Source organism: Kribbella speibonae (assembly GCF_004331375.1).
GTDB lineage: Bacteria > Actinomycetota > Actinomycetes > Propionibacteriales > Kribbellaceae > Kribbella > Kribbella sindirgiensis.
Genome location: NZ_SJKC01000007.1, coordinates 27,263 through 47,758, shown reverse-complemented (window position 1 = coordinate 47,758; position 20,496 = coordinate 27,263). Strand labels below are relative to the sequence as shown.

Sequence of the window (20,496 nt, the reverse complement as noted above, 5' to 3'; positions counted from 1 at the left end):
GTGATGACCATGATGATTTCGGAGCGTGACCGCGGATGACCCCGTCGGGGCGGTCGACAGACAGGACCAAGGCGGGCTCGCCGGGGCTGATGCTTGCCCTGGCGACGGTTGGTTTCGCCGTCAACTTCTGGGCCTGGGCGCTGATCAGTCCGCTCGGGCCGCTGTTCCGGCAGAACGGGGCCCTCGGGACGCTGACCGAGTCGGACGTCGCGTTGCTGGTCGCGGTCCCGGTGATCGTCGGTTCGCTGGGGCGCATCGTGGTCGGCGCGCTGACCGACAAGGTCGGCGGCCGGGTGATGTTCCCGATCGTGTCGGCGGTGACGATCGTGCCGATCCTGTTCATCGCGTTCGTCGCGCTCGACTCGTACGCCTTGCTGCTGGTGGGTGGCTTCTTCCTCGGTATCGCGGGGACGACCTTCGCGGTCGGCGTACCGTTCGTGAACGCGTGGTTCCCGCCCGAGCGCCGCGGCCTGGCCGTAGGTGTCTTCGGCGCCGGCATGGGTGGTACGGCGATCAGCGCGCTCACGACCGTGAAGTTGTACGACGGACTGGGATCGCGGACGCCCTTCCTGATCACGGCGGGGGTGCTGGCGGTCTACGCGGTCGTCGCGTGGTCGGTCCTGCGCGATGCTCCGGGACGCACCGCGCCGACCACGTCCCTGGTGAAGCGGCTGTCGTCCAACGCGCGGCTCCCGATCACCTGGCAGGCCTGCGCCTTGTACGCGGTGGCCTTCGGCGGGTACGTCGCGTTCTCGGTGTACCTGCCCGCGTACCTCAAGACCGACTACGGCCTGACCCCGGCGGATGCGGCGAACCGGATGGCCGGCTTCGTCGTCGTCGCCGTGATCATGCGTCCGATCGGCGGCTGGCTGTCGGACAAGTTCGGCCCGATCCCGGTCCTGGCCGCGGGGTACGCCGTAGTGGTGGCCGGCGCCGGTGTGGCCGCGACTCATCCGCTGCTCGAGCACATCGGCACGATCGCGTTCCTGGGCATGGCCGCCGCGCTCGGCTCGGGCAGCGGCGCTACGTTCGCCCTGATCGCCAAGGTCACGGACCCGGCCCGGGTCGGTGGAGTCACCGGCCTGGTCGGCGCCGCGGGAGGCCTCGGCGGGTTCGTACCTCCGCTGGTCATGGGGTACGTGTACGGCCGTACCGATTCCTACGCGATCGGCCTCTGGCTGCTCTCGGCGACCGCGGCGTTGACCCTGCTGCTCACCTTGACCATCGTAAGGAAGACCGCTCAGCCAACCCTCCAGGAGCAACGTCAGACGAGCGAGGAGCCTGCATGAGCCTGGACAACGAACTTACCGAAGCTCTGGTCCGCACCCGGCGCTTCTTCACCAGAGGCACCGTGTCGGACGACCTCAGAACCCTGACCAAGCAGGGCGGACGCCAGGCCGACGACTTCTACCGCGATCGTTGGAGCCACGACAAGGTGGTCCGCTCGACCCACGGTGTCAACTGCACCGGATCGTGTTCGTGGAAGGTGTACGTCAAGGACGGCATCATCACCTGGGAGACCCAGCAGACCGACTACCCGTCGGTCGGACCCGACAAGCCGGAGTACGAGCCCCGCGGATGCCCGCGGGGCGCCGCCTTCTCCTGGTACACGTACTCGCCGACGCGGGTCCGCTATCCCTACGTACGTGGTGTGTTGCTGCAGATGTACCGCGAGGCCAAGAGCCAGTACGGCGGGGACCCGGTGAAGGCGTGGGCGCATGTCGTCGACAACCCGCAGCGGGCGAAGGCCTACAAGTCCGCCCGCGGCAAGGGCGGGCTGGTCCGCGCGACCTGGGAGGAGGCCACCGAACTGGTCGCGGCGGCGTACGTGCACACGATCCAGAAGTGGGGACCGGACCGGGTCGCGGGGTTCTCGCCGATCCCCGCGATGTCGATGGTGTCGCATGCGTCGGGCGCCCGGTTCACGTCGTTGATCGGTGGCTCGATGCTGTCCTTCTACGACTGGTACGCCGACTTGCCGGTGGCGTCACCGCAGATGTTCGGGGATCAGACCGACGTACCGGAGTCGGGGGACTGGTGGGACGCGGGCTATCTGATGATGTGGGGCTCGAACGTCCCGGTGACCCGGACGCCGGATGCGCATTGGATGACCGAGGCGCGGTACCGCGGGCAGAAGGTCGTGGTGGTGTCGCCCGACTACGCGGACAACGTGAAGTTCGCCGACGAGTGGCTGGCCGTCAGGCCGGGGACGGACGGCGCGCTGGCGATGGCGATGGGGCACGTGATCCTGAAGGAGTTCTTCGTCGATCGCGAAACGCCGTACTTCCGGGACTACACGAAGAAGTACACGGACCTGCCGTACCTGGTGGCGCTCGAGCCGACGGACGGAGGAGCGTATCGGGCGGGGAAGTTCTTGACCGCGGCGGACCTGGGCCAGGACGAGGAGAACGCGCACTTCAAGACCGTGCTCCTGGACTCGGTCACCGATCAGCCGGTGGTCCCGAACGGTTCGCTCGGTCACCGGTTCGGCGGCTCCGGCGCCGGCCGCTGGAACCTCGACCTGGGCGAGGTGGATCCGCGACTGACGCTGCATGAACCAGGCGGTGCGTCCGTGGCGGTGGAGCTGCCGCGGTTCGACACCGTCGACGGTGCGCCGGGGTCCGTGTCGCGAGGAGTGCCGGTCCGCCGGATCGGCGAGCACCTCGTCGCCACGGTCTTCGACCTGATGCTGGCGCAGTACGGCGTCGCGCGCGATGGGCTCGAGGGTGACTACGCCACGTCGTACGACGATGCGACCGCGCCGTACACGCCCGCCTGGCAGGAGCCGATCACCGGCGTGCCGGCCGCCGCTGCGGCGAGAATCGCCCGCGAGTTCGCGGCCAACGCCGAGGAATCGCGCGGGCGTTCGATGATCCTGATGGGCGCGGGAACCAATCACTGGTTCCACTCCGACACGATCTACCGCGGATTCCTCGCGCTGACCACGCTGACCGGCTGCCAGGGCGTCAACGGTGGCGGCTGGGCGCACTACGTCGGCCAGGAGAAGTGCCGGCCGATCACGGGCTGGGCGCAGCTGGCGTTCGGGCTCGACTGGGCCCGGCCGCCGCGCCAGATGATCCACACCGCCTATTGGTACCTGCACACCGACCAGTTCCGGTACGACACGTTCTCCGCCGACACGGTGTCGGCCGCGACCGGCAGCGGGCTGCTCGCCGGGCTCAGCACCGCCGACGTGATCGCCAAGAGCGCGCGGATGGGGTGGATGCCGTCGTACCCGACCTTCAACCGCAACCCGCTCGACCTCGCCGACGATGCCGCCGCCACGGGCCGGCCGGTCGGGGAGCACGTGGTCGACCAGTTGCAGTCGGGCGAGCTGCGGTTCGCGGCCGAGGACCCGGACTCGCCGGAGAACTTCCCGCGGGTGCTCGCTGTCTGGCGGGCGAACCTGCTCGGATCGTCGGGCAAGGGCAACGAATACTTTCTGAAACACCTGCTGGGCACCGACAATTCGCTGCGAGCCACCGAGGCCGGCGAGGGCCAGCGTCCGCGCGATGTGGAGTGGCACGAGCAGGCGCCGGAGGGAAAGCTCGATCTACTGCTGACGCTGGATTTCCGGCAGACGAGTACGACGTTGTTCTCCGACGTGGTGTTGCCGGCGGCAACGTGGTACGAGAAGCACGACCTCAACACCACCGACATGCACCCGTTCGTGCACTCGTTCAACCCGGCAATCGCACCACCCTGGCAGACCCGCACAGACTGGGACGCGTGGCAGACGATCGCTGAGAAGTTCAGCGAGCTGGCTGCGACCCGTCTCGGGACCCGCCGCGACGTGGTCGCCGTACCGCTGCTGCACGACACGCCGGACGCGATGGCCAACCCGCACGGCGTCGTTCGGGACTGGAAGGCCGGCGAGTGCGAACCGGTGCCAGGGGCAACGATGCCGAAACTCGTCGAGGTGGAGCGCGACTACGCCGCGGTCGGCGCACGGATACAGGCACTCGGCCCGGTACTCGACAAGCTCGGTACGACGACCAAGGGCGTCACGTACGACGTCAGCGCCTCGATCGACTACCTCCGCCACAAGAACGGCGCGATCCGCGGCGGTCCGGCCGACGGGCGGCCGTCGCTCAAGCGGGACGTTCACGCCTGCGAGGCGATCCTGGCGCTGTCCGGCACTACCAACGGACACCTCGCAACGCAGGGATTCAAGACGCTGGAGAAGCGCACCGGTACGCTGCTGCACGATCTGGCGGCCGAGCACGAGGGCAAACAGATCACCTTCGCCGACACGCAAGCGGCACCGGTCCCGGTCGTCACGTCGCCGGAGTGGTCCGGCTCGGAGACCGGTGGTCGCCGGTACTCGCCGTTCACGATCAATGTCGAGCGGCTCAAGCCGTGGCACACGCTCACCGGCCGGCAGCACTTCTTCCTCGACCACGACTGGATGGCCGAGCTCGGCGAAGGCCTTCCGGTGTACCGGCCGCCGCTGAACATGGCCGCGTTGTTCGCGGAGCCGTCGGTGGGTGATCTGCAGGAGGCGGTCGGGGGAGTGACGGTCCGGTACCTGACGCCGCACAACAAGTGGTCGATCCACTCGGAGTACCAGGACAACCTGTTCATGCTGTCGCTGAGCCGGGGCGGGCAGACGATCTGGATGAGCGAGCGGGACGCCGCGAAGATCGGTGTCGCGGACAACGACTGGATCGAGGCCGTGAACCGCAACGGCGTGGTGGTCGCGCGGGCGATCGTCTCGCACCGGATGCCCGAGGGCACGGTCTACATGCATCACGCGCAGGACCGGCTGATCGACGTACCGCTGGCCGAGGCTTCCGGCAAGCGCGGAGGCATCCACAACTCGCTGACCCGGATCCTGATCAAACCCAGCCACGTCATCGGCGGGTACGCACAACTGTCCTTCGCCTTCAACTACCTCGGGCCGACCGGCAACCAGAGAGACGAGGTCACCGTGATCCGCAGGCGCTCCCAGGAGGTGACCTACTGATGAAGGTCATGGCGCAGATGGCGATGGTGATGAACCTCGACAAGTGCATCGGGTGCCACACCTGCTCGGTCACCTGCAAACAGGCCTGGACCAACCGGACAGGCACCGAGTACGTGTGGTTCAACAACGTCGAGACCCGGCCGGGCCAGGGCTACCCACGCACCTACGAGGACCAGGAGACCTGGAAGGGTGGTTGGACCCTCAACAAACGCGGTCGGCTCACGCTGAAGGCCGGTGGCCGGCTGAAGAAGCTGCTGACGATCTTCTCGAACCCCAAGATGCCCTCGATCAACGACTACTACGAGCCCTGGACGTACGACTACGCCAACCTGACCGATGCGCCGGCGCAGGAGCACACGCCGGTCGCGCGGCCGAAGTCGCTGATCTCGGGCAAGGACATGAAGATCTCCTGGTCGTCGAACTGGGACGACAACCTGGGCGGATCGGCTGCGACCGCGGAGCGGGACCCGGTACTGAAGAAGGTCGGTGACAAGGTCAAGTTCGAGTTCGAGCAGACCTTCATGTTCTACCTGCCGCGGATCTGCGAGCACTGCCTCAACCCGTCGTGCGCGGCGTCCTGCCCGAGCGGCGCGATCTACAAGCGCACCGAGGACGGCATCGTGCTGGTCGACCAGGACCGATGCCGGGGCTGGCGGATGTGCATCTCGGGATGCCCGTACAAGAAGGTGTACTTCAACCACCGCACCGGCAAGGCGGAGAAGTGCACCTTCTGCTTCCCGCGGATCGAGGTGGGTCTGCCCACTGTCTGTTCCGAGACCTGCGTCGGCCGGCTCCGCTACCTCGGTCTGGTGCTGTACGACGCGGACCGCGTTCTCGAGGCGGCGTCGGTACCCGATGACCACGATCTGTACGAGGCGCAGCGGTCGATCCTGCTCGATCCGAACGACCCTGACGTGATCCGCGCGGCCGAACGGGACGGCATCCCCCGGGACTGGATCGACGCCGCGCAACGATCGCCGGTGCACGCGCTGATCAACAAGTACCAGGTCGCGCTGCCGCTGCATCCGGAGTACCGCACGATGCCGATGGTCTGGTACATCCCGCCGCTGTCACCGGTCGTCGACGTGGTGCGCGAGACCGGCGAGGACGCGGAGCGTCGGGAGAACCTGTTCGCGGCGATCGACGCGCTGCGGATCCCGATCGAGTATCTCGCCGAGCTCTTCACCGCGGGCGACGTCGCTCCCGTCGACCGGGTACTGCGCAAGCTCGCCGCGATGCGTTCGTACATGCGGGACATCAACATGGGCCGGGATCCGGACAGCGCCATCCCCGCGGCTGTCGGTATGGGCGAGGAGGACCTGTACGACATGTACCGGTTGCTGGCTCTCGCCAAGTACGACGAGCGGTACGTCATCCCACCTGCGCACGCCGAGCAGGCTCATGCGTTGGAGGAGCTCGCCTGTTCGCTGGACTACGACGGTGGTCCGGGGATGGGTGGATCGGGTCCGTTCGGCGAGGGTTCCGGCGTACCGACGCCGATCGCGGTCGAGAACTTCCAGATGCTGCAGGACCGTCAGACCTCGGACACACTCGCCGCTCCTGACGACAAGAGCGCCCGCGTCAACTTGCTGAACTGGGATGGCAAGGGCGCTCCCAGCGGGCTGTTCCCGCCGAAGGCGAAAGGTCCGGATCAGCGATGAGCCCACTCCTGCGCAAGTCCGATCGTGGTCTCGACGCCACGCAGCTCACGGTGGCCTGGCAGTCGGCCTCTCTTCTGCTCGGCTACCCCGATCAGCAACTGATCGACCAGCTCGACCTGATCGTCCGTGCCTCTCATGAACTCCCGCCTCGGTTGGGGGAGTTGCTGCGGGCGACCGCCGGAAACCTCGCCGGCACTCCGCTCGCCGAACTTGAGGCCGAGTACGTCGAGACGTTCGACAGTCGCCGTCGGCACAACCTGTTCCTCACCTACTTCGCGTACGGCGACACCCGCAAGCGCGGCGGCGCATTGCTGCGGTTCAAGCAGACGTACCTCGCCTCGGGCTTCGAGCTCGACGAGACCGAACTGCCCGATCACCTGTGCGTCGTCCTCGAATACGCGGCCACCATCGACCGCGACGCGGGCAGACGACTGCTGCTCGAGCACCGAGCCGGCCTGGAACTGCTCCGGCGCGGGCTGACCGACAGCGGTTCACGGTGGGCCGGAGCCGTCGAGGCGGTCACTGCCACCTTCCCACCCCTGCGCGGCGACGAGATGGAAGCAGTTCAGCGGTTGATCGCCGAAGGTCCACCGGACGAGGAGGTCGGACTCACGCCGTACGGCGCCGCGTTCGACACCGGCCCCGCGCAGCCGATTCCGCTGCCGATGCCGACGTTCCCGGGAGGTCGCTGAGCATGGACACGTTCTTGTGGGTCGTCGTGCCGTACATCTGCTTGACGGTGTTCGTGGTGGGCCACGTCTGGAGATATCGGTACGACAAGTTCGGCTGGACCACGCGGTCGTCGCAGCTGTACGAGAACCGGCTGCTGCGGATCGGCAGCCCGCTGTTCCACTTCGGCCTGCTCGGCGTGGTCGGCGGCCACGTCATCGGCCTGCTGGTCCCGGAATCGTGGACCGCGGCCGTCGGCGTCACCAAGGAGATCTACCACGTCATCGCGGTCGTCGGTGGAATGATCGCCGGCCTCCTGGCACTGGCCGGCCTGGCGATCCTCATCTACCGCCGCCGGACCGTCGGGCCGGTGTTCTCGGCGACCACCCGGATGGACAAGGTGATGTACGCCTTCCTCGCCGCAGCGATCGTCCTCGGCATGTGGAACACCATCGCCGGCTCCATCCTGTCTGTGGGCGGGCACTACGACTACCGCGAGGGCGTGTCGGTCTGGTACCGCTCGTTCCTCGCCGTCCAGCCCCAGCCGGAGTTGATGGCCGACGCGCCCATCGGCTTCCAACTGCACGCACTCGTGGCCTTCGCCCTCTTCGCCCTCTGGCCGTTCACCCGCCTGGTCCACGTCTTCAGCGCACCCCTCGGCTACCTCACCCGCCCCTACATCGTCTACCGCACCCGCGACCCCCAACTAGGCACCCACCGCCCCCGCCGCGGCTGGGACCGCGTCCAGTGACACAGCCCTGCCAAACCGCGTCGTCGACTCATCAGGTCCTTGGTACCCGGCAGCGCGGACGTTCGGCCCTGCGAAGCCGTCGTCGTACGGCGGAGGCTGGGATCGAGGAGGTCGGTCCATGGGCCGTGGCTGGCACAGGTCGGCTGGCATCGCGGTGGCAGCGACTCCAGGATCGGCCGAGGAGGATTGTGGGGAGGGTGTCATGAACATCGGATGGGTGCTACCGGTCGTGTGGGTCGGTCTCGGGGTCGTGATCGTCGCATGCAGCCTCCGCGCCGCCCAGAGCCGGCGCGCCTACCTGATCGGCGTGACAGCGGTCAGCGTGCTGTGGGTGGCGGCCGGAGCTGCGGTCAACGCGTACTTGCTGGCCCGCGGCGCCGACTACTCAGGCTTCGCCGACGGAGCTTCGACGTCGTTCGTACGAGACACGTGGGAGTCGGTGGTGGTGCCGCACCACACCCTGTTCATCGGCCTACTGATCGCCTTCGAGACCGCGGCCGGCGCCCTCGTACTCATCGAAGGCCGGCTACGTCAAACAGCACTGGTATTGCTGATCGGGTTCAACGTCGCACTCCTCTCGTTCGGCTGGGTCTACCTGGCCTGGTCAACCCCGATGGCAGCCGCCCTAATCCTCCTCTGGCGCGCCGACGGCGTCTGGCGCCGTACCGAACACTACGGGGACAAGCCGACGACGAGAGCGGCGGCGAGGCCGTGAGCGCTACCTCGTAAGGTCAGAGGTGCCTACTGATCTCGCTCTCGACGAAGGTTTCGATGCCGGGCCTGAGGCCGCGTCAGGTGTCGTCGGTGAGGGGGCGATGTGTACGCGTCTGCCGGTTGCGGCTGCTTGGCGGACCAGCGCGGCAACGCCGGCGGCGTCGGTCACTGTCGTGGTGGGGCCGTCCTCGCTGGGGATCGTGACTTCGTACAGCGCGGGTGGCTCAGGCAAGGTCGTGTGGGCGGTCGGCGTTCAGGACCAGGTCGTGTTCGTGGGCGAGGCGGAGGAGGCTTTCGAGTTCGCCGGCGTACACGCGTTCGGCGTCGAGGTCGCCGTCGTCCTGGGCGGTGCGGAGGGCTTCGCGGGCGCCGGTGATCCGGCGGAGCAGTTCGTCGGCGAAGGTGTTCATGGTCTCCTGTCCTCAGCTTCGGCGGGCGGACTCAGCACACCGTACACGAGTTGCAGAATTCTTCAATTCATGATCGCATGCTTTCAGCAAGGCGTGAAGTGACGGAAGGCAGGCGGATGACGACACCGCTGCACCAGCTGAAGGCAGAGTTCTTCAAGACGCTGGGGCACCCGGCCCGGATCAGGGCGTTGGAGTTGCTGAGCCAGCGCGAGATGTCCGTGGGAGAGTTGCTGAGCGAGATGAGGCTCGAGGCCTCGAATCTCTCGCAGCAGCTCGCAGTGCTGCGCCGATCCGGCTTGGTAGCGACGCGCAAGGAAGGCTCCCAGGTCTACTACTCGCTGACGAGCGAGCACGTCGCGGAGCTCCTCGCGGTCGCGCGCACAATCCTGACGACGGTGCTGACCGAACAGACCGAGCTCCTGGACGGGTTGAAGGCCGATGCGAAGACGTCGGGCCGGGCGCGCGTCCGCCGGGCCGTGCGATGAGGCAGCTGTTCAAGAAGATCCGATCGACCGGTCGGGTTGCCGAGCCGGCGCCGGAGCGGGCGGGCGACGGGGACGCCGTGCTGCGGGGCTCGGTGCAGGTGCGGCATGTGGATGCCGGGTCGTGCAACGGCTGTGAGATCGAGATCGGGTCGGTGTTCGGTCCGGTGTACGACGGGGAGCGGTACGGCGCCCGCCTGGTCGCCTCGCCGCGGCACGCGGACGTGTTGCTGGTGACTGGCCCGGTGACGCGGAACATGGCCGAGCCGCTGCGGAAGGCGTACGACGCGACGCCGGCGCCGAAGCGGGTAGTGGCGGTGGGGGACTGTGCGCGGGACTGTGGTGTGTTCAAGGGTGGGTATGGCGTCGAGGGCGCGGTCGGTGATGTGATCCCCGTCGACGTCGTCGTGCGGGGTTGTCCGCCGGAGCCGCCGGAGATCATCGAGGCGTTGCGGGGTCTGACCGGCCGATGAGCATTGGTTGGGCGCTGGTCGGCGTCCTGGTGATCGCCGGGCTTGGTGCGTTGGGTGCGGTCGCCACGGGGTCGCGAGGGCGTGCGCTGGTCGCCGGGGTGTCGACGGCCGGGGTCGGAGTCTTCGGTGTGCTGGCCGGTGTGTCGGCGCTGGGCGGCCAGGCGTTCTCGAAGACCATCCCGCAGTTGCTGCCGTTGAGCGAGGTGACCGTCGCGGTTGATGCGTTGTCCGGCTTGTTCTGCGCGCTGATCGGCGGTGTTGCGGTCATCGCCGGGCTGTACAACATCGGCTACTCCGCCGGCCACGGTTCGCGCACAGAGCAGAGTCTGCTGCCGTTGTTCGTGGCGGCGATGATCCTGGTGCCGGCCGCCGGGAACGTGACGACCTTCCTGGTGTTGTGGGAAGCGATGGCCCTGGTGTCACTGATGCTGGTATTGGCTGAGCACAGGCTCCGGCCGTCAGTACGTGACGCAGGTGTCTGGTACGCCGCGATGACGCACGCGGGCCTGGTCGCGATCTTGCTCGGGCTGGTGCTGTTCGCGTCGAAGGCCGGTGGCGAGTCGTTCGCGGCGCTGCGCGACGCGGACCTGTCGACCACGACACGATCCGTCATCTTCGTCCTGGTGTTCCTCGGATTCGGCTCCAAGGCGGGCATGGTCCCGCTGCACGTCTGGCTGCCGCGGGCGCATCCGGAGGCGCCGAGCCCGGTGTCGGCGTTGATGTCGGCGGCAATGGTGAAGCTCGGCCTGTACGGACTGCTGCGGGTCGGGCTCGATCTTCTGGGCGGCGGTCCTCGCTGGTGGTGGCTGCTGGTCCTGGTCGCGGGTGGGGTGTCCGCGCTGTTCGGCGTACTGCAGGCCAGTGTCGCGGTCGATCTGAAGCGCTTGCTCGGCTATTCGACGACCGAGAACATGGGCCTGATCCTGCTCGGTGTCGGTGCGGGAGGCATGTTCGCCGCTGATGGCAACAGGACCCTCGGCAGCCTGCTGATCGCGGCCGGCCTGCTGCACGCCCTCAACCACGCCGGCTTCAAGACCTTGCTGTTCCTCGGCGCAGGGTCTGTCCTTCGTGCGACCGGTCTGCGAGATCTGGACCGCCTGGGCGGGTTGGTGTCGCGGATGCCGGCGACTACAGCGCTGTTCGGAGTGGGTGCGCTCGCCGCCGCGGCGCTGCCGCCGGGCAACGGGTTTGTGTCGGAGTGGCTTCTGCTACAGGGGCTGATTCACGGTCTGCCGGGAGCGGATGCTGTGGTGGCGGTCGCGATGCCGTTGGCGGTCGGAGTCGTTGCGCTGACGGCCGGGCTTGGAGTGGCGACGTTCGTGAAGGCTTTCGGGACGGGCTTCCTGGCGCGGCCCCGCAGTGAAGAGGCTGCCGGGGCGAAGGAGTCGCCGAGGACGATGCGGTTCGCCATGCTGGTTGCGGCCGCGGTGTGCGCCGGTTTGGCGATCTCTCCGGCGTCGCTGGGGCCTGCGCTGACCAGGGTGCTCGAGGCGCTGCCGACTGTGCGCGATGGTTCGCCGCTCGAGGGCGGTGTGACGTTGCGGTTGACCGGGATCGCGGGGTCGATCTCGCCGGTGCTCATTCTCGCCGGTCTGTTCGTGGCCGGGCTGCTGGTGGTGGTGTTGGTGCGACGAGGGTTGCCGCGGCGTGAGTCGTTGGTGTGGGGTTGCGGCGGTACGAGGCTGGATCCGCGGATGGAGTACACGGCCACGTCGTTCGCGGAGCCGTTGACGCGGGTGTTCGACGACGTACTGCGTCCGGAGCACGACGTCGACGTGACGCACCACGCGGAATCGCAGTACCTGATCGAGAGCGTGAGCTATCGGCAGCGAGTCGACGATCGGGTAGAGGCCGCTCTCTATCCGCCGGTTCTTGCGGCGGGCAACAAGCTGGGTGCGGTCCTGAGCCGGTTGCAGAACGGCAGTGTGCACCGGTACCTCGCGCTCGGGCTGGGCGGTCTGATCGTTGTGCTTGTCGTTGTGGGGCTGACCGCATGAGTACTCTCGGGGTTGTCGTCCAGGTCGTGCTGCTGATCGTGGTGGCGCCCTACCTGGTCGGTGTGATGCGGCAGGTGCGGGCGCGGCTGGAGGGTCGTGCCGGAGCGGGTGTTGGGCAGCCGTGGCGGGATCTGCGGAAGCTGTTCCGCAAGGAGCCGATGAGCCCGGCCGGTTCGAGTTGGGTGTTCGTCGCGGCGCCCGCGGTACTGGTCGCTTCGACGCTGGTGATCGCCGCCGTCTCGCCGTTCGTCGCCACGGTGTCGCCGTTGGACGGTACGGCGGATCTGTTCGCGGTGGTGGCGTTGTTGCTGCTGGGGACCGTGGCGCTGGCGTTGGCTGGGTTGGACACCGGTACGGCGTTCGGTGGGATGGGCGCGAGCCGCGAGATGACGGTGGCCGCGCTCGCCGAGCCGACGATCCTGCTGGCCGGGTTCGCGTTGTCAGCCCGCGTCGGGTCGACGAACCTGTCCGCGATTGTCGAGCGCGGGCAGCAGTCGCCGGGTGCCGTGCTTTCGCCGGCGACCCTGCTCGCTGCTGTGGCGCTCGCGGTCGTCGTGGTCGCGGAGGCTGGTCGGTTGCCGGTGGACAATCCGTCGACGCATCTCGAGCTGACGATGATTCACGAGGCGATGGTGCTCGAGTACGCCGGGCGCGACCTCGCGCTGGTCGAGTTCGCCTCCGCGCTGCGGCTCACCGTCCTGCTCGGGTTGTGGGCGAATCTGTTCCTGCCGTGGGGCATTGCCACGACGGCGTCGGCACCGGCGTTGCTGCTCGGTGTCGTGGCCTTCGTCGCGAAGGTCGCCGTACTGGGAGCGGTGCTGGCCGCGGGTGAGGTGTTCATGGCGAAGTTGCGGTTGTTCCGGGTGCCGGAGCTGCTGGCCGGGTCGTTCCTGTTCGGCGTACTGGCCGTGTCGTCGTCCTTCTTCCTGGCGTGATCGTGATGACCCAGTTGCTGTATCTGATCTGCGGCGGGCTGCTGCTGTCGTCGGTGATGGTGCTGTGGCGGCGCGAGCTGTCGGCGATCGTGCGCCTGCTCGTCGTCCAAGGGGTCCTGCTAGGGGCGCTCGCGTTGGTGCTCGCCGGGCGTCTGGACAGCGTCGAGTTGGTGGTCGTCGCGATCGGTGTCGTCGCGTTGAAGGCGGTTCTCGTACCGCGCATTCTTCGGCGCGTGCTGCGGGACGGCAACGAGGCTCGTGAGACCGAGCCGCTGGTCAACGTGACTGCGTCGATCGTTGCGGCGGCGTTTCTGATCTTGCTCGCGTACGCGGCGAGTCGCCCGCTGGTGCGGTTGTCGCCGTCGGCCGAGACGCAGGCCGTGCCAGTCGGGTTGGCGATGGTGCTGCTGGGGTTCTTCGTGCTGGTAACGCGGCGGCGGGCGTTGTCGCAGATCGTCGGATTCCTGCTGCTGGACAACGGGATCGCGGCTACTGCGTTCCTGATCACGGGTGGTGTTCCGGGGATTGTCGAGTTGGCGGTGTCGCTGGACGTGTTGCTGGTCGTGCTGGTGCTGCAGGTGCTGACCGCACGGCTGCGTACGACGTTCGGCGGCACCGACATCGACGAGTTGCGGGAGTTGCACGACTGATGACCGGTACTCCTGCCCTGCTGCTGACCTTGGCGCCGATCGTCGCACCGATCGCCGCCGCCGCTGCGGCGTACCTCATGGGCTGGCGGCGTCCGGTGGCCATCGCCACTGTCGCGGCTGCTGCGATCGTGCTCATCGCCGGCGCGTGGAGCGCCACCTGGACCGCAGACGGCGGCGAGGTTGCTGCTGGCAACTGGTTGCGGATCGATGCGCTGTCCGGTGTGATGCTGATCGTGATCGGCGCCGTCGGTGTCGTCGCGACCTGGGCCGGCATCGGCTATCTGGACGACGAACTCGCGACCGGTCACACGGACGTGGAAGGCGCCCGGCGGTACGGCGTACTCGTGCCGCTGTTCCTCGCCGCGATGGTGGTCGCAGTACTCGCGAACAACCTCGGCCTGCTCTGGGCAGCCGTCGAAGGCACCACGATCGTCACTGCGTTCCTCGTCGGCCATCGCCGGAGCAGGCGGTCGGTCGAGGCGAGTTGGAAGTACGTGATGATCTGCTCTGTCGGGATCGCGCTGGCGTATCTGGGCACCGTGCTGGTCAATTACGCGGCCGAGCACGCCGGCGTCGAGGGATCGCTCGACTGGACCCAGCTCGTCGCGCACGCCGGAGAGCTGGATCCGGGCGTGATGCGGCTCGCGTTCGCGCTGCTCGTTGTCGGGTTCGGAACCAAGGCCGGCCTTGTACCACTCCACAGCTGGCTGCCCGACGCCCACAGCCAAGCACCCGCACCGGTGTCCGCGCTGATGTCCGGCGTACTCCTGCCCGTCGCAATCTACGCCCTCGCCCGCTATCGCGTGATCGCCGTCGCCAGTATCGACCCCAGCTTCGTCCGCGGTCTGCTTCTCGCGGTCGCAGTCGCCTCGCTGTTGCTGGCGGCCGGGTTGCTGCTGGCGCAGCAGGACTACAAGCGGCTGCTCGCATACTCGAGCATCGAGCACATGGCGCTCGCCGTCGTCGGTCTCGCCATCGGCACACCGCTCGCGATCGCGGCCACGCTGCTCCACATCGTCGGTCACGGTCTCGGCAAGGCCGTACTGTTCTGCAGCGCCGGCGAGATCCTCGCCCGTGAGGGCACCACGCGGATCGACGCCGTCCGCGGGTTGTTCGCCCGTACGCCGGTCCTCGCAGGACTGTTCGGAGCCGGTCTGGTCGCATTGCTCGGACTCCCGCCGTTCAGCCTGTTCGTGAGCGAGATCGGCCTGATCCGGGCAGTGGGCGGTGCCGGAGCCTGGTGGGTCGCAGCCGTCGTTCTTCTCCTGCTGCTCGTCGTCTTCGTCGCGATCTCCGGAAAGGCAGCCGGCTTCCTGCTGGGTGGCCCACCGTCTCGCGATCCGGGAGCCAGCGCACCGGCAGCGGGCTCGCCGGGTGCTGTGGGCACTGTCCCAACAGTGGCGGGGCTGCGGGTCTCGACTGTGGTGCCGCTGGCGGGTGCGCTGGTTGCGGTTGCTGTGTTGGGGATCGTGGACTGGCCGCTCGGGGGCCTGCTGCGCGCGGCCGGTCAGATCGTGGGGACCCGATGAGCCCCGATCCGAGGACCTACGCGAGCCGTCGGCAGATCGGTGTGACTGCTCACGGCCTGAGCGAGCGAGCGATGGCCCTGTTCGCCGAGGGCTACCGGCTCGCGCTGGTAGCCGCCCACGACGACGGTGAAGGCTTCCGGGTCGTGTACCTGTTCGTGGCGGGGAGTCCGGATCGGCGCGTCGAGCTCATCCTGCGCACCGACCGCGCGATCCCCAGCCTGGCAGCCCTCTCGTTCCCCGCGGGACGGTTCGAGCGCGAGATCGGCGACCTCTTCGGTATCGCAGCGACCAACCACCCCCTGCCGCGCAGGCTCGTCCTGCACCAGCATTGGCCCGAAGGCTGGCACCCGATGCGGCAAGACGCCGGACCGCCACCGCCCTTCGGAGACATCGACGAACCGTACCCGTTCCTCACCGTCGACGGGACCGGCGTCTACGAGATCCCGGTCGGGCCGATCCACGCCGGCCTGATCGAGCCGGGGCATTTCCGGTTCTCGGTCGTCGGCGAGACGATCCTCAAACTGAAGGCCCGCCTGTGGTTCGTCCACAAGGGCATCGAGAAACTTGCCGAGGGCAAGGTCCTTGCCGACGTGCTCCCGCTGGCCGAACGTGTCTCCGGGGACACGACGGCCGGGCACGCGCTCGCTTTCTGCCTCGCTGTCGAGGAAGCACGGGACTGGCAGGTGCCTGAGCAGGCACAGGTCCTACGCGCCGTGCTGCTCGAACTCGAACGGCTCTACAACCACGTCACCGACATCGGCGCGCTCTGCAACGACGTCGGATACGGCATCGCGAACGCCCACGCCCAGCGGATCCGCGAACAGCTGCTCAGGATCAACAAACACGTCACCGGGCACCGCCTGCTCCGCGGCGCGATCGCACCCGGCTCGACCTACGTACGAGCGCTCCCTGAACCCGGCGTACTCGCCGGCATCGCAACCGACACCCAGCAGATCGTCGACATCGCACTCGACAACAGCGTCGTCATGGACCGGATGGCGGGTACCGCCGTCTTGTCGGCGGAGCAGGCGCGCGACATCGGCACCCTCGGGTACGTCGCCCGCGCGAGCGGCATCGATCACGACGCGCGGCGCGACCACCCGTTCACGCCGCTGACCGCGGGCGTCGCCGCCCCGGCGTACACCGGGGGAGACGTCTTGTCGCGTCTCCTCACCCGAGCCGCCGAGATTCACAACTCCGTTGCCCTCATCACCGAACTCCTGTCCGGGCGCGCCGCACTCGGGGCCGAGACCACCAAGCCGACCTGGCTCGCCCGCGGTCGCACGTCCGGTGTCGGTCTGGTCGAGGGGTGGCGCGGCACGATCGCGCACCGCGTCGAGTTCGCACCGGACGGGACCGTGTCCCGGCTGAAGATCGTCGATCCGTCGTTCTTCAACTGGCCCGCTCTGCCGGTCGCGCTGGCGGACACGATCGTCCCCGACTTCCCCCTGACCAACAAGAGCTTCAACCTCTCCTACGCTGGGAACGACCTATGATCCGCCGCCGTCAACCGAAGCCGATGAACATCGAGACCGTCCAGAAATGGGTCGCCTCGGTCATCCTGTTCCACGTCGGCAGCGTCCCTGCCGTCTCTCTCGCCGTCTACAGCCTCGGCATCGCCAAGACCGACCAGGGCCGCGGCATCGGCCTCTGGCTCATGTCCGGCGTCATCGGCCTGATCACCGTCGCCGGCATGCGCCTCATCCACCAGCGCTCACCCCTCACCCCCTGGCTCCTTCTCGGCGCCCTCCCCACGATCGTCACCGGCTTCTACCTCTTCTGACTCCGCGGCGGGTGTCTCAGGCTGGACTCCGCGCTGGGCGCGGAGCACGCTGGGAGGAGAGGCTCGGAGGTGCGGCATGGATACGCATGACTGTGTCGTGGTGTGTGGGGTCGACGGATCGGCAGCGGGGGAGCGGGCGGTGGAATGGGCGGTCGACGAGGCTCTCCGCCGGGGGTGCGGGCTACGAGCGGTGACGGTCTGGTCATGGAACGGGCCCGACTACGGCACGACGCTCAACAGTGCCGAGGAAGCCCGAAACCGTGCGGTCGACCTTCAGAACAGGGTGTTGGAGAAGATGGTCGGCGAGCGCCGGGAGCCAGGCGTGGAGCGGCTCGTCATGGAGGGCCGGCCGAGTGAGCAGATCTGTGACGCCGCCCTCGACGCGGAGCTGATCGTCCTAGGTAGCCACGGCCACGGCGCCTTCCACGATGCCCTGGTGGGCTCGACGAGCCTGCACGTCATTCGGAACGCACCATGCCCGGTGGTGGTTGTGCCCGATCCGCCTCGGGCGGAGCGCCGGCACCGAGCGGCGATGGCACGTCATCATCGGTCGCCGGGGTCGCAAGGTGGCGTACCGATGTTCTGACGCCGGTGATCGTGATGACGCAGCAGTACCTGGCCGGTGAGCTGTCGTTGCTGCTCGCACAGCTGCGAGCGGCCGCGACCGACGAGACGCATGCGTGCGGAGCGGCGCAGTTGCGTCGTGAGGCGGAGACGACGCCGTTGCCCGGTCTGCCCGCGGTCGTCACACGTGCGGTGTTGCTGGCCGATGCCATGTGCTGGGATTCGATCGCTCGGGGCGACGTCTCGGCGTTCAGTCGGCAGGCTGCGGCGGGTGCTGCTCTGTACGAGTTCGCCCTGTGCGCCGGTCTGCTCCGCGGCTCCGGCCGGCTGAGCGGTTGAATCACGCGAACGCGACCACTCAGCCAACAATCAGCGGAGCGACCGTAGTTCAGGGGGTGCGGCGCCGGCCGGCGGGTTCGCGGAGGTCGTCGAGGAGGCCGACCTGGTCGCTGAGTACCCCGGCCAGTATCCGGCGCGCAACGCTCAGTAGCTCCGCGACGTACGGGGAGGTCGGCGAGTAGATCACGGTGGCACCGTCCTTGCGCGATGTCACCAGGCCCGAACGGCGCAGTACGGCGAGGTGCTGGGAGAGGTTCGCGGGCTCGATACCGACTTCCAGAACCATCTCCGCCACGGTGTGGTCGCGCTCGCTGAGCAGCTCGAGGACACGGATCCGGGCAGGGTGTCCCAGTGTTTTGAAGAACTCTGCCTTCACCTGGTACAGCGGCCTGTTCACGAAGATCCTCTTCACCCAGGAGTTGCGGACTTGCTAATCTTAGCAAGTCCGAAGCGAGGTGGGTGTGATGCTCGAGCCTGTCGTCGCCACATACATGACCCGCTCGCCCATCACCGTGGGTCCGAATACGTCGTTCAAACAGATCGCCTGCGCGCTCCTGGTCTCCGATGCGCCGGCGGTCCCTGTTGTGACGGAGGACCAGCGTCCGATCGGTTTGATCACCGAGGTCGACCTGCTGGCGAATCTCGAGTATCACGGCGGTCTGGATCCGCCGCCGATCTTGGGCGGTACCGCGGCGCGTCGGCGTCGACGCAAGGCGCGGTCCGGCGTGGCCCGCGAGCTGATGACGTCGCCTGTGGCAACGGTCGGCTTGATGACGCCGATCAGCACTGCGGTGCGTTGGCTGGTCGCCCCGTCGTCAGTTGCCTTGTGTGTGGTCGATGAGACACAGCACTTGGTCGGACTGCTGACACGGCGCGAGTTGCTCGCGGTCTATCGGCGTACGGACGCAGAGATCGCGGCCGACGTGCGCGCCGCCATCGAGACCGACCGGCGTCGGCCGTTGCGGAGCGACGCGGAGATGACAATCGAGGTCAAGGACGGGGTCGTCACGCTGCAAGGGAAGCTGGTCTACCGCAGCCAGGTCGAGCATGCGATCTCGGCCGCGTCCAGGGTCGCGGGCGCCGTTGCCGTTCGCGGCGATCTGACCTACGACATCGACGACATGCTCGTCACCGGATTCTGACGGGGTGTGAACAGCGCGCCATGGACCTACGTCTGAGCACGTCGTACGCCGCTGCTCCGGAGGAGGTGTTCGCGATCATCACGGACCGGACCTTCCAGGAGCAGGTGTACGAGCGGCTCCGGGTGAGCACGTACGACGTCTCGACGCTCGACTCCGGTGAGGACGTCGTACTGCGGCTGAGGTGGGAGACCCGATCCGGCGACGTCTCGACCGACGTGCGCCGGTTCGCCGGCGAGAAGCTCGTGCTGGCGCAAACGAAGATCTGGCATCCGGCGCACGATCACGGTGCCCGCGAAGGAGATATCGAGGGCGAGGCCGTCGCCGGCCGGATCACACTGACCGGCCACACCTCGATCATCCCGACCGGCGACGCCACGACCCAAACGTTCGACCTCCACATCGTCGCGTCCACCCCAGCCGCCGGCCCCCACCTCGAGGCGCTCGTCACCGAGGCCATCCGGATCCGCCTCGAAACGAAGTTCGAACTCGCCTGGTCATGGATCTCCGGGTCGTTCTGACGACCCCAGAGTGTCGGGCGCTTGATTTCGCCAGGTATTCAAGGTGTTGCGGTGCAGCGGTAGCCGATGACGAGGGCGATGTGCTCAGGGTCGTTGACGGCGTGGCCTCGTAGGCGACGACCATTCCGATGGCGTCGGCAAACGCCGGTAGGCAGGCGGTGCGGATGATGAGATGGCGCCCGTCACGAACCGGCCTCCGCACGTGCGCCGCCGGCGGCATCCAGCCTGGCTGTGGAAGCTTCAGCTGAGAAGTTCTTCGAGCTTCGACCGGATCTTGCTCTCATCTCCCTGGACATCGACCAGCTTGTCGCGGCTGGTCGCGCCATGCACCAGGGTTACGGCCGAGGGTCGTACGCCGAACGCCGCCGCGACCGCCCGCAGAGCAGCCTGCGTTGCCTGTCCCTCCACCGCGCGGGCCGCCACGGCGACCACCAGGGCCGGGCCGCCCGGTCCGCCGTACTGGCCGCCGACCGCGGTCCGGGACGCACCCGGCCTGACCCGAAGCAGGACTCTCATGGCCGAATTGTCGCCTGCCTGCGGGAACCGTCGGCACTGCGGGTACGGGCATTCAAGCTCGTGATGTCCGGTGTCGAGCACGGCGACGGCCTGTATGGCGATGGGTTGCTCGGCGACCTCGGCATCGCCGAACGGCACTTCGATCGCGCACGCGGTAGCGAGTCATCGCACGCAAGTCGTGTGCGCAAGAAGCTCGGCGGCATCCTGGTCGCGGTCACGGTCCTGTTCGGCGGTTCCGTCGTCGTCGGACCGGCCTCGGCGGCTACCGCCTCCTGCCGGCAGAACATCTACGGCCCGGGCGGCACCGGCTCCTGTGTGAAGGCGATCCAGAGCCTGGCCAATGTGTTGTCGATCAGCAACTCCGAGCTTGACACCGGATAATGACTCAGTGACCATT

At 67.9% G+C, this 20,496-nt stretch carries 22 protein-coding genes; 19 read left to right on the top strand and 3 right to left on the bottom strand.

Annotated elements, in window-relative coordinates:
• Positions 1-35 precede the first annotated feature (35 nt).
• The 6 genes from E0H92_RS36985 to E0H92_RS36960 all read left to right on the top strand — a co-directional run bounded on the left by E0H92_RS36985 (position 36) and on the right by E0H92_RS36960 (position 8,762).
• Positions 36-1,289 (top strand): nitrate/nitrite transporter, encoded by a 1,254-nt coding sequence (locus E0H92_RS36985; protein ID WP_165550208.1) that lies wholly within the window; start codon positions 36-38, stop codon positions 1,287-1,289.
• Positions 1,286-4,966: a nitrate reductase subunit alpha gene (locus E0H92_RS36980; protein ID WP_131499531.1), complete on the top strand. Its 3,681-nt coding sequence runs from the start codon at positions 1,286-1,288 to the stop codon at positions 4,964-4,966. Before E0H92_RS36985 ends, E0H92_RS36980 begins: the two co-directional genes overlap by 4 nt.
• A complete protein-coding gene (narH, locus tag E0H92_RS36975) occupies positions 4,966-6,627 on the top strand; it encodes a nitrate reductase subunit beta (RefSeq protein ID WP_131499529.1) in 1,662 nt (553 codons plus the stop codon). Before E0H92_RS36980 ends, narH begins: the two co-directional genes overlap by 1 nt.
• Positions 6,624-7,319, top strand: coding sequence for a nitrate reductase molybdenum cofactor assembly chaperone (gene narJ, locus E0H92_RS36970; protein WP_131461314.1), 696 nt, complete (start codon positions 6,624-6,626; stop codon positions 7,317-7,319). Before narH ends, narJ begins: the two co-directional genes overlap by 4 nt.
• A 2-nt stretch (positions 7,320-7,321) precedes the next feature.
• Complete coding sequence (gene narI / locus E0H92_RS36965; protein WP_131461315.1) at positions 7,322-8,047, top strand: respiratory nitrate reductase subunit gamma; 726 nt, start codon at positions 7,322-7,324, stop codon at positions 8,045-8,047.
• 202 nt (positions 8,048-8,249) lie between these two features.
• Positions 8,250-8,762: a hypothetical protein gene (locus E0H92_RS36960; RefSeq protein ID WP_131461316.1), complete on the top strand. Its 513-nt coding sequence runs from the start codon at positions 8,250-8,252 to the stop codon at positions 8,760-8,762.
• A gap of 223 nt (positions 8,763-8,985) precedes the next feature.
• Here E0H92_RS36960 and E0H92_RS36950 read toward each other — a convergent pair whose 3' ends face one another.
• A complete protein-coding gene (locus tag E0H92_RS36950; RefSeq protein ID WP_131461318.1) occupies positions 8,986-9,171 on the bottom strand; it encodes a hypothetical protein in 186 nt (61 codons plus the stop codon).
• 116 nt (positions 9,172-9,287) lie between these two features.
• Between E0H92_RS36950 and E0H92_RS36945 the strand changes: the two genes are divergently transcribed.
• From E0H92_RS36945 to E0H92_RS36900, 10 genes are all read left to right on the top strand, one after another.
• Positions 9,288-9,656 carry an ArsR/SmtB family transcription factor gene (locus E0H92_RS36945; RefSeq protein WP_131295426.1) on the top strand — a complete coding sequence of 123 codons (369 nt, stop codon included), beginning with the start codon at positions 9,288-9,290 and terminating at the stop codon, positions 9,654-9,656.
• Positions 9,653-10,126, top strand: a complete 474-nt coding sequence (locus E0H92_RS36940) for an NADH-quinone oxidoreductase subunit B family protein (protein ID WP_131461319.1) — start codon at positions 9,653-9,655, stop codon at positions 10,124-10,126. Before E0H92_RS36945 ends, E0H92_RS36940 begins: the two co-directional genes overlap by 4 nt.
• A complete protein-coding gene (locus tag E0H92_RS36935) occupies positions 10,123-12,123 on the top strand; it encodes a proton-conducting transporter transmembrane domain-containing protein (protein ID WP_131499528.1) in 2,001 nt (666 codons plus the stop codon). The genes E0H92_RS36940 and E0H92_RS36935 overlap by 4 nt, the downstream gene beginning before the upstream one ends.
• Positions 12,120-13,058 (top strand): respiratory chain complex I subunit 1 family protein, encoded by a 939-nt coding sequence (locus E0H92_RS36930; RefSeq protein ID WP_131461321.1) that lies wholly within the window; start codon positions 12,120-12,122, stop codon positions 13,056-13,058. Before E0H92_RS36935 ends, E0H92_RS36930 begins: the two co-directional genes overlap by 4 nt.
• Positions 13,059-13,063: 5 nt before the next feature.
• Entirely contained in the window at positions 13,064-13,708 is a 645-nt protein-coding gene (locus tag E0H92_RS36925; protein WP_131295430.1) for a hypothetical protein, read from the top strand.
• Positions 13,708-15,237 (top strand): proton-conducting transporter transmembrane domain-containing protein, encoded by a 1,530-nt coding sequence (locus E0H92_RS36920; RefSeq protein WP_131499526.1) that lies wholly within the window; start codon positions 13,708-13,710, stop codon positions 15,235-15,237. Before E0H92_RS36925 ends, E0H92_RS36920 begins: the two co-directional genes overlap by 1 nt.
• Positions 15,234-16,733, top strand: coding sequence for a hydrogenase large subunit (locus E0H92_RS36915; RefSeq protein ID WP_131461323.1), 1,500 nt, complete (start codon positions 15,234-15,236; stop codon positions 16,731-16,733). Before E0H92_RS36920 ends, E0H92_RS36915 begins: the two co-directional genes overlap by 4 nt.
• On the top strand, positions 16,730-17,020 hold the full coding sequence (locus E0H92_RS44470) for a hypothetical protein (protein ID WP_165550207.1): 291 nt from the start codon (positions 16,730-16,732) through the stop codon (positions 17,018-17,020). The genes E0H92_RS36915 and E0H92_RS44470 overlap by 4 nt, the downstream gene beginning before the upstream one ends.
• A 76-nt stretch (positions 17,021-17,096) precedes the next feature.
• Positions 17,097-17,606, top strand: coding sequence for a universal stress protein (locus tag E0H92_RS36905; RefSeq protein ID WP_131499524.1), 510 nt, complete (start codon positions 17,097-17,099; stop codon positions 17,604-17,606).
• A gap of 14 nt (positions 17,607-17,620) precedes the next feature.
• Complete coding sequence (locus E0H92_RS36900; RefSeq protein ID WP_131499523.1) at positions 17,621-17,923, top strand: hypothetical protein; 303 nt, start codon at positions 17,621-17,623, stop codon at positions 17,921-17,923.
• A 49-nt stretch (positions 17,924-17,972) separates the two neighbouring features.
• Here the strand turns inward: E0H92_RS36900 and E0H92_RS36895 are convergent, their stop codons facing one another.
• The gene (locus E0H92_RS36895; RefSeq protein WP_131499521.1) at positions 17,973-18,320 is read right to left on the bottom strand and encodes an ArsR/SmtB family transcription factor; all 348 of its coding nucleotides are present in this window, start codon (positions 18,318-18,320) and stop codon (positions 17,973-17,975) included.
• Between the two features lie 67 nt (positions 18,321-18,387).
• On the opposite strand from E0H92_RS36895, the gene E0H92_RS36890 reads away from it, so the two are divergent.
• Together E0H92_RS36890 and E0H92_RS36885 are read left to right on the top strand one after the other, a co-directional pair.
• A complete protein-coding gene (locus E0H92_RS36890; protein ID WP_131499519.1) occupies positions 18,388-19,065 on the top strand; it encodes a CBS domain-containing protein in 678 nt (225 codons plus the stop codon).
• 20 nt (positions 19,066-19,085) lie between these two features.
• Positions 19,086-19,583, top strand: a complete 498-nt coding sequence (locus E0H92_RS36885; protein ID WP_131499517.1) for a DUF2505 domain-containing protein — start codon at positions 19,086-19,088, stop codon at positions 19,581-19,583.
• Between the two features lie 240 nt (positions 19,584-19,823).
• Here the strand turns inward: E0H92_RS36885 and E0H92_RS36880 are convergent, their stop codons facing one another.
• Entirely contained in the window at positions 19,824-20,099 is a 276-nt protein-coding gene (locus E0H92_RS36880; RefSeq protein ID WP_131499516.1) for a DUF167 domain-containing protein, read from the bottom strand.
• A gap of 63 nt (positions 20,100-20,162) precedes the next feature.
• Between E0H92_RS36880 and E0H92_RS36875 the strand changes: the two genes are divergently transcribed.
• Positions 20,163-20,480: a hypothetical protein gene (locus tag E0H92_RS36875; RefSeq protein ID WP_131499515.1), complete on the top strand. Its 318-nt coding sequence runs from the start codon at positions 20,163-20,165 to the stop codon at positions 20,478-20,480.
• The last annotated feature ends 16 nt before the right edge of the window (positions 20,481-20,496 follow it).

What these genes read in the sequence shown, in the direction of transcription:
- E0H92_RS36985 (WP_165550208.1), top strand. Translation starts at nt 36, where the DNA reads ATGACCCCGTCGGGGCGGTCGACAGACAGGACCAAGGCGGGCTCGCCG.
- E0H92_RS36960 (WP_131461316.1), top strand. Translation starts at nt 8,250, where the DNA reads ATGAACATCGGATGGGTGCTACCGGTCGTGTGGGTCGGTCTCGGGGTC.
- E0H92_RS36930 (WP_131461321.1), top strand. Translation starts at nt 12,120, where the DNA reads ATGAGTACTCTCGGGGTTGTCGTCCAGGTCGTGCTGCTGATCGTGGTG.
- E0H92_RS36890 (WP_131499519.1), top strand. Translation starts at nt 18,388, where the DNA reads ATGCTCGAGCCTGTCGTCGCCACATACATGACCCGCTCGCCCATCACC.
- E0H92_RS44470 (WP_165550207.1), top strand. Translation starts at nt 16,730, where the DNA reads ATGATCCGCCGCCGTCAACCGAAGCCGATGAACATCGAGACCGTCCAG.
- E0H92_RS36920 (WP_131499526.1), top strand. Translation starts at nt 13,708, where the DNA reads ATGACCGGTACTCCTGCCCTGCTGCTGACCTTGGCGCCGATCGTCGCA.
- E0H92_RS36940 (WP_131461319.1), top strand. Translation starts at nt 9,653, where the DNA reads ATGAGGCAGCTGTTCAAGAAGATCCGATCGACCGGTCGGGTTGCCGAG.
- E0H92_RS36980 (WP_131499531.1), top strand. Translation starts at nt 1,286, where the DNA reads ATGAGCCTGGACAACGAACTTACCGAAGCTCTGGTCCGCACCCGGCGC.
- E0H92_RS36905 (WP_131499524.1), top strand. Translation starts at nt 17,097, where the DNA reads ATGGATACGCATGACTGTGTCGTGGTGTGTGGGGTCGACGGATCGGCA.
- E0H92_RS36950 (WP_131461318.1), bottom strand. Translation starts at nt 9,171, where the DNA reads ATGAACACCTTCGCCGACGAACTGCTCCGCCGGATCACCGGCGCCCGC.
- E0H92_RS36900 (WP_131499523.1), top strand. Translation starts at nt 17,621, where the DNA reads ATGACGCAGCAGTACCTGGCCGGTGAGCTGTCGTTGCTGCTCGCACAG.
- E0H92_RS36880 (WP_131499516.1), bottom strand. Translation starts at nt 20,099, where the DNA reads ATGAGAGTCCTGCTTCGGGTCAGGCCGGGTGCGTCCCGGACCGCGGTC.
- E0H92_RS36925 (WP_131295430.1), top strand. Translation starts at nt 13,064, where the DNA reads ATGACCCAGTTGCTGTATCTGATCTGCGGCGGGCTGCTGCTGTCGTCG.
- E0H92_RS36875 (WP_131499515.1), top strand. Translation starts at nt 20,163, where the DNA reads ATGTCCGGTGTCGAGCACGGCGACGGCCTGTATGGCGATGGGTTGCTC.
- E0H92_RS36915 (WP_131461323.1), top strand. Translation starts at nt 15,234, where the DNA reads ATGAGCCCCGATCCGAGGACCTACGCGAGCCGTCGGCAGATCGGTGTG.
- narJ (WP_131461314.1), top strand. Translation starts at nt 6,624, where the DNA reads ATGAGCCCACTCCTGCGCAAGTCCGATCGTGGTCTCGACGCCACGCAG.
- narI (WP_131461315.1), top strand. Translation starts at nt 7,322, where the DNA reads ATGGACACGTTCTTGTGGGTCGTCGTGCCGTACATCTGCTTGACGGTG.
- E0H92_RS36885 (WP_131499517.1), top strand. Translation starts at nt 19,086, where the DNA reads ATGGACCTACGTCTGAGCACGTCGTACGCCGCTGCTCCGGAGGAGGTG.
- E0H92_RS36935 (WP_131499528.1), top strand. Translation starts at nt 10,123, where the DNA reads ATGAGCATTGGTTGGGCGCTGGTCGGCGTCCTGGTGATCGCCGGGCTT.
- E0H92_RS36945 (WP_131295426.1), top strand. Translation starts at nt 9,288, where the DNA reads ATGACGACACCGCTGCACCAGCTGAAGGCAGAGTTCTTCAAGACGCTG.
- narH (WP_131499529.1), top strand. Translation starts at nt 4,966, where the DNA reads ATGAAGGTCATGGCGCAGATGGCGATGGTGATGAACCTCGACAAGTGC.